The organism is Caballeronia glathei (genome assembly GCF_000698595.1).
Lineage (GTDB): Bacteria > Pseudomonadota > Gammaproteobacteria > Burkholderiales > Burkholderiaceae > Caballeronia > Caballeronia glathei.
The window spans coordinates 1-3,741 of the sequence record NZ_JFHC01000172.1; the positions used below are offsets into that span (position 1 = coordinate 1).

General features: G+C 55.1%; 5 protein-coding genes. 4 read left to right on the forward strand and 1 reads right to left on the reverse strand.

Annotation, left to right across the window (positions count from 1 at the left end):
• Positions 1-91: 91 nt before the first annotated feature.
• Positions 92-226, reverse strand: a complete 135-nt coding sequence (locus tag BG61_RS44800; protein WP_267908633.1) for a hypothetical protein — start codon at positions 224-226, stop codon at positions 92-94.
• A 614-nt stretch (positions 227-840) separates the two neighbouring features.
• Between BG61_RS44800 and BG61_RS37855 the strand changes: the two genes are divergently transcribed.
• The 4 genes from BG61_RS37855 to BG61_RS37870 all read left to right on the forward strand — a co-directional run bounded on the left by BG61_RS37855 (position 841) and on the right by BG61_RS37870 (position 3,298).
• Entirely contained in the window at positions 841-1,473 is a 633-nt protein-coding gene (locus BG61_RS37855) for a hypothetical protein (RefSeq protein ID WP_152565294.1), read from the forward strand.
• Positions 1,473-2,030, forward strand: a complete 558-nt coding sequence (locus BG61_RS39670; RefSeq protein ID WP_051673092.1) for a hypothetical protein — start codon at positions 1,473-1,475, stop codon at positions 2,028-2,030. Before BG61_RS37855 ends, BG61_RS39670 begins: the two co-directional genes overlap by 1 nt.
• A 90-nt stretch (positions 2,031-2,120) precedes the next feature.
• Positions 2,121-2,864: a hypothetical protein gene (locus BG61_RS37865; protein ID WP_035943355.1), complete on the forward strand. Its 744-nt coding sequence runs from the start codon at positions 2,121-2,123 to the stop codon at positions 2,862-2,864.
• Positions 2,865-3,019: 155 nt separating this feature from the next.
• Positions 3,020-3,298, forward strand: coding sequence for a hypothetical protein (locus BG61_RS37870; protein ID WP_035943358.1), 279 nt, complete (start codon positions 3,020-3,022; stop codon positions 3,296-3,298).
• Positions 3,299-3,741 lie beyond the last annotated feature (443 nt).

Genomic DNA, 3,741 nt, shown 5'->3' on the forward strand with positions numbered 1-3,741 from the left:
TGTCCGTTTTTCTGGGTCAACTTCAGTTTCAAGCGCAGCCGCGCAGCGTGGCGCTTATGCCTTCGAAGTCCGCGATTCCCAATGGCGAGCACTAGCTCGTGGAACGCAGAAGGCAAAGGCAGCCCTTGACCGTCAGCGAGCCGGGGACGAGACTCAGGCGCTTGCGCTGCTTCGACAACTGGCGAAAGTATGTGACGATCTTCTTGATCGACACGCGACGGGTCAAGATTGTCCGTCTACCGTATGGCGCGAAGTCGGCGCGCTCGGCCAAGACATATATGAGTGCATTATCCCGACCGTCGACCACCTCCGAAGCTCCGACGTATAAATCGCGCGCCATTCAAGTCCGGCCACTTTACTGGGCTCAGACCGGACGCCTAGGGAAACGGCCCTGCCGGTATCTCCCGACCCTGGTTGTCCGGCATCGTCGTCTAACGGCTCTAGGACTCGGTCACTTCTTCGCGTCTGTCGCGCCTCCGCTCTCGCTTCTGCACGTCGGTCATAAGTTTCTTCGGCCGGCGATCGGGTCTGTTCGGGCGCGAAGCCGCATGGACGGGTCTTGAAGTCGGCCAGCGCCGTCATTCAACGACCCATCAAACTCTTCGGTCGCGAGTGGCCGCTTACGAGAAAACCGCATGCTCGTTGCCGACCCTCTGCTGCCCTTCGGTTGGTTTCTTCGAACGTCACAACAACGCTCTAAAGCAGCCGCCACAGGGCGTGTCCGTGAAGAAGGTCTTATGTCTAAGAGTCCGCGCTGGTGCGACTTGCTTAAATGTGGTGCATGTCGGTGCAAGTGGTGTATAGTGGTGCGGTTTCTTCCCTAAACACAGGTCTTTCCGGATGCCTACGTCAAAATCAATTCTCGCGGATGCTGTCGGTGCCCCAAAGCGAACCGATCTTACCGATCACGCAGAAGCCATTCGGACGCTTCGCGACAAGAACTGGTCTTGGCGGGAAATCGCCGAATTCCTCCGGGAGCGTGGTCTTGAGACCGATCACACCAAACTCATTCGGTTCATGGCGAAGAACGAGGAAAGGTTCGATGTACCAGATTCAGGTAGGTACTACGACGCGCTTCGCTCCTTGATCGAAAAGGAACAAATATCGAAGGTTCGGTGGGCAATGCTGTGTCATCTCTTTGAGGCCCACAATCGAACAGCGACCTACAGCGAACTCGCCATTGCGGCCGCTCGGGCGGGGGGCAGCGTTCCGAAGGAGCAGCCCCACACATACGCCAATCTGGAGTTTGGAAAGCTTGGAAAACTGCTCGGACAAACAATAGGGATGGAATTTTTGCCTAATACGAAGCGTGACGGCCCGTTCTATAGCAGTTCCATCGGCGCGGACAGTTCGATAAGGCCGCGTCGTGCGGAATATGAACTTGTTATGCATCACGAACTCGCCAAAGCACTTGATCGCCTTCTGAGAGAGGGCTTTACAAAAGGGATTAACACCTTAGAGAGGGGGAAGTAATGTCGGACGAAATGAAGACAATCAAGGCCGGTCCGTACACCCTAGTTGCCCGTTTCATCGATAATGGCCACCGAGGAGTGTTGTGGGCCAATGGGGAAAAAATCGTCGATATTTGCAGAGTGACTTTGGACGAGGTGTGGCGCGCGCTCTGCGACGCCTTATACGAACGACAGATCTCGTCGGCAGCTGCGCGGCTCGACGAACCGACAGCAGTGGAAATTGCGAAGGTCTTCGTACGCATTGCGCATCAGCTTACTGCGGGTCACAAGGCCATGCTTAGAGCGCACCTGAATGCTTCCGACCGAAAAATCACGGCTACTCAGCTTGCCAAAGCCGCCGGCTATGCAAACTATTCCGCGGCGAATCTCCAGTATGGACTACTCGGTGCGATGCTCTTTGCCGAGTTGCCCATAGATTTGCCAAGGCGCAAGGATGGGTCGCCAGTGATGACGTGCACAATTGCTTTGGGCGACGACTCGCACGCCCGTGAAGAGCAGTGGATATGGAAAATGCGGACCTACGTAGCTGAGGGGCTGGTTGCCTCCGGCATTCTTTGACGGTCCCCCAAAAAACGGTGTTATCGGTCCGGCCGACTGCGAAGCCGACCAGTCCTTTTCCCTTAAGGCGTTTTGCTGCAGCCTAGTGTAGTGGGCCGTGGCAACAAGGGGGGCACGGTCTCGTTGGTCGATTTCGCGGCGGATACAGGCGCATCGGACCGGTTAAAAAAGGCAATCATGGCTACTGAGCCGAATTTGGCAGAACGACTTGAGCTGCTTCGCAAGGCAGCGCTTGAATGCGGTAGCGCCCTTGTTACGGCGATATTGGGTGCTACAAACCAGCAGGGTGGATACAAGGCCGATTTAGGATTAGACGAATTCCTGAATCTGCTGCGTCAATACCGCCCACGCATTATTTACCTTCATGCTGAAGAATTTGATGCCGAAAAAAATTTGCTTAGCGAGTTGAGCATCGTGGACGAAGATGGCAACGAGCCACTTTCTAAAAACAGCCAGTTCAAGACGCAGATAAAGAAATGGGCTAAGAAAAACGGACAGATTTCTCTTTTTCTTGCCAGCTTCATGATGGATGGCGTGTTGCACGTTGTCTGGGAACAGCCGACCTGGATCGACGAGTTCGAAGCGCAGGCCAAAGAATTAGATTCGTCGCTCACTGAAGAACGACGCCGTATGGATGATCAAAAAAAGAAGGCGGAACGCGCGCGATTCGGCGATGTCGCCAGAGAGCTTTGTAAGCACCCAAGGTTCAACGCGTCAAGATGGTCGTTCGAAAAACGCGAGTATCTGGCAAAGAGTTTGTTTCCAGAATTGGATGATTCCGAGATCCGGATAATGGTCGAGGAAGCTACCAATATGAGCTGGATCCAAGGGTAACAAGAGAGCGCTGACCGTTTGCGTTCAGATTCCCCTGCCAGCGCTCGTTTCAAGGCTCGTCATTGGGGCATTCCGTCGATACCGCGTGTTATGTTTCGTCGCGCCGACTGACTTTTCCTACTGTTGGCTCTTTAATGAATCGGAATTTTCAAGTAATGACTAAATTCGACCGCGAAAACCTCACCGAGCCGACTTTCGGAGCTCCTGCCGGATTAGCCATTGCGCCCCCGGGCGCCGTCCCACGCGTAAGCGTGACCCGCTGGTTTGTTCGGATCGCCGTCACCGTGTATGCGCTTGCCGTAATCGTCTACGTGATTAACGCGCAAGGTTCGTCGAATGCCGCATTTTCGGCAGGCCAGGTAATCGGCGCGCCGCTACTTGCGCTAGGGTTGCTATGGGCCGCATGGCGCAAGCCGACGCGGAAAAGGCACTGACATGCCACGGCACAAGAGCGGGGTGGCGAATCAGCGCGGCCCCGCGCAGCTCGTTGGGCGAGACGCCTCTTCACTCCCAATTCCTATGATGCAAATGCAAGTCAAAGACATAGATTTCCCCGGCATGCTCAAGCCATTCGAAAAGCTGGAGGGCGATGAGTGAAGCCGTGGCTCGGTGCGCTGTTGGGCTGCATAGGTACCGCGTGGCCCGCATCCTTCATGATCACAAGATGGGTTGTGGGTGACCATAGCTCTATCGGCTTGCCTATCTTCGTTGGGTTGTGTGCTATCGGGTATTACCTGATATACCGAATTGCCAAATTGGAGCGCGCGTAGGTGAGCCCCAATCCGTGCGAGGAAGCACGCCAGGATCGGTCACCGACTTTTCATGCGTCCCTCGCGCCGTCGCTCAACCATCGGAAGTTTTCAAGGTAGTTGTCGCC

What these genes read in the sequence shown, in the direction of transcription:
- BG61_RS39670 (WP_051673092.1), top strand. Translation starts at nt 1,473, where the DNA reads ATGTCGGACGAAATGAAGACAATCAAGGCCGGTCCGTACACCCTAGTT.
- BG61_RS37855 (WP_152565294.1), top strand. Translation starts at nt 841, where the DNA reads ATGCCTACGTCAAAATCAATTCTCGCGGATGCTGTCGGTGCCCCAAAG.
- BG61_RS37870 (WP_035943358.1), top strand. Translation starts at nt 3,020, where the DNA reads ATGACTAAATTCGACCGCGAAAACCTCACCGAGCCGACTTTCGGAGCT.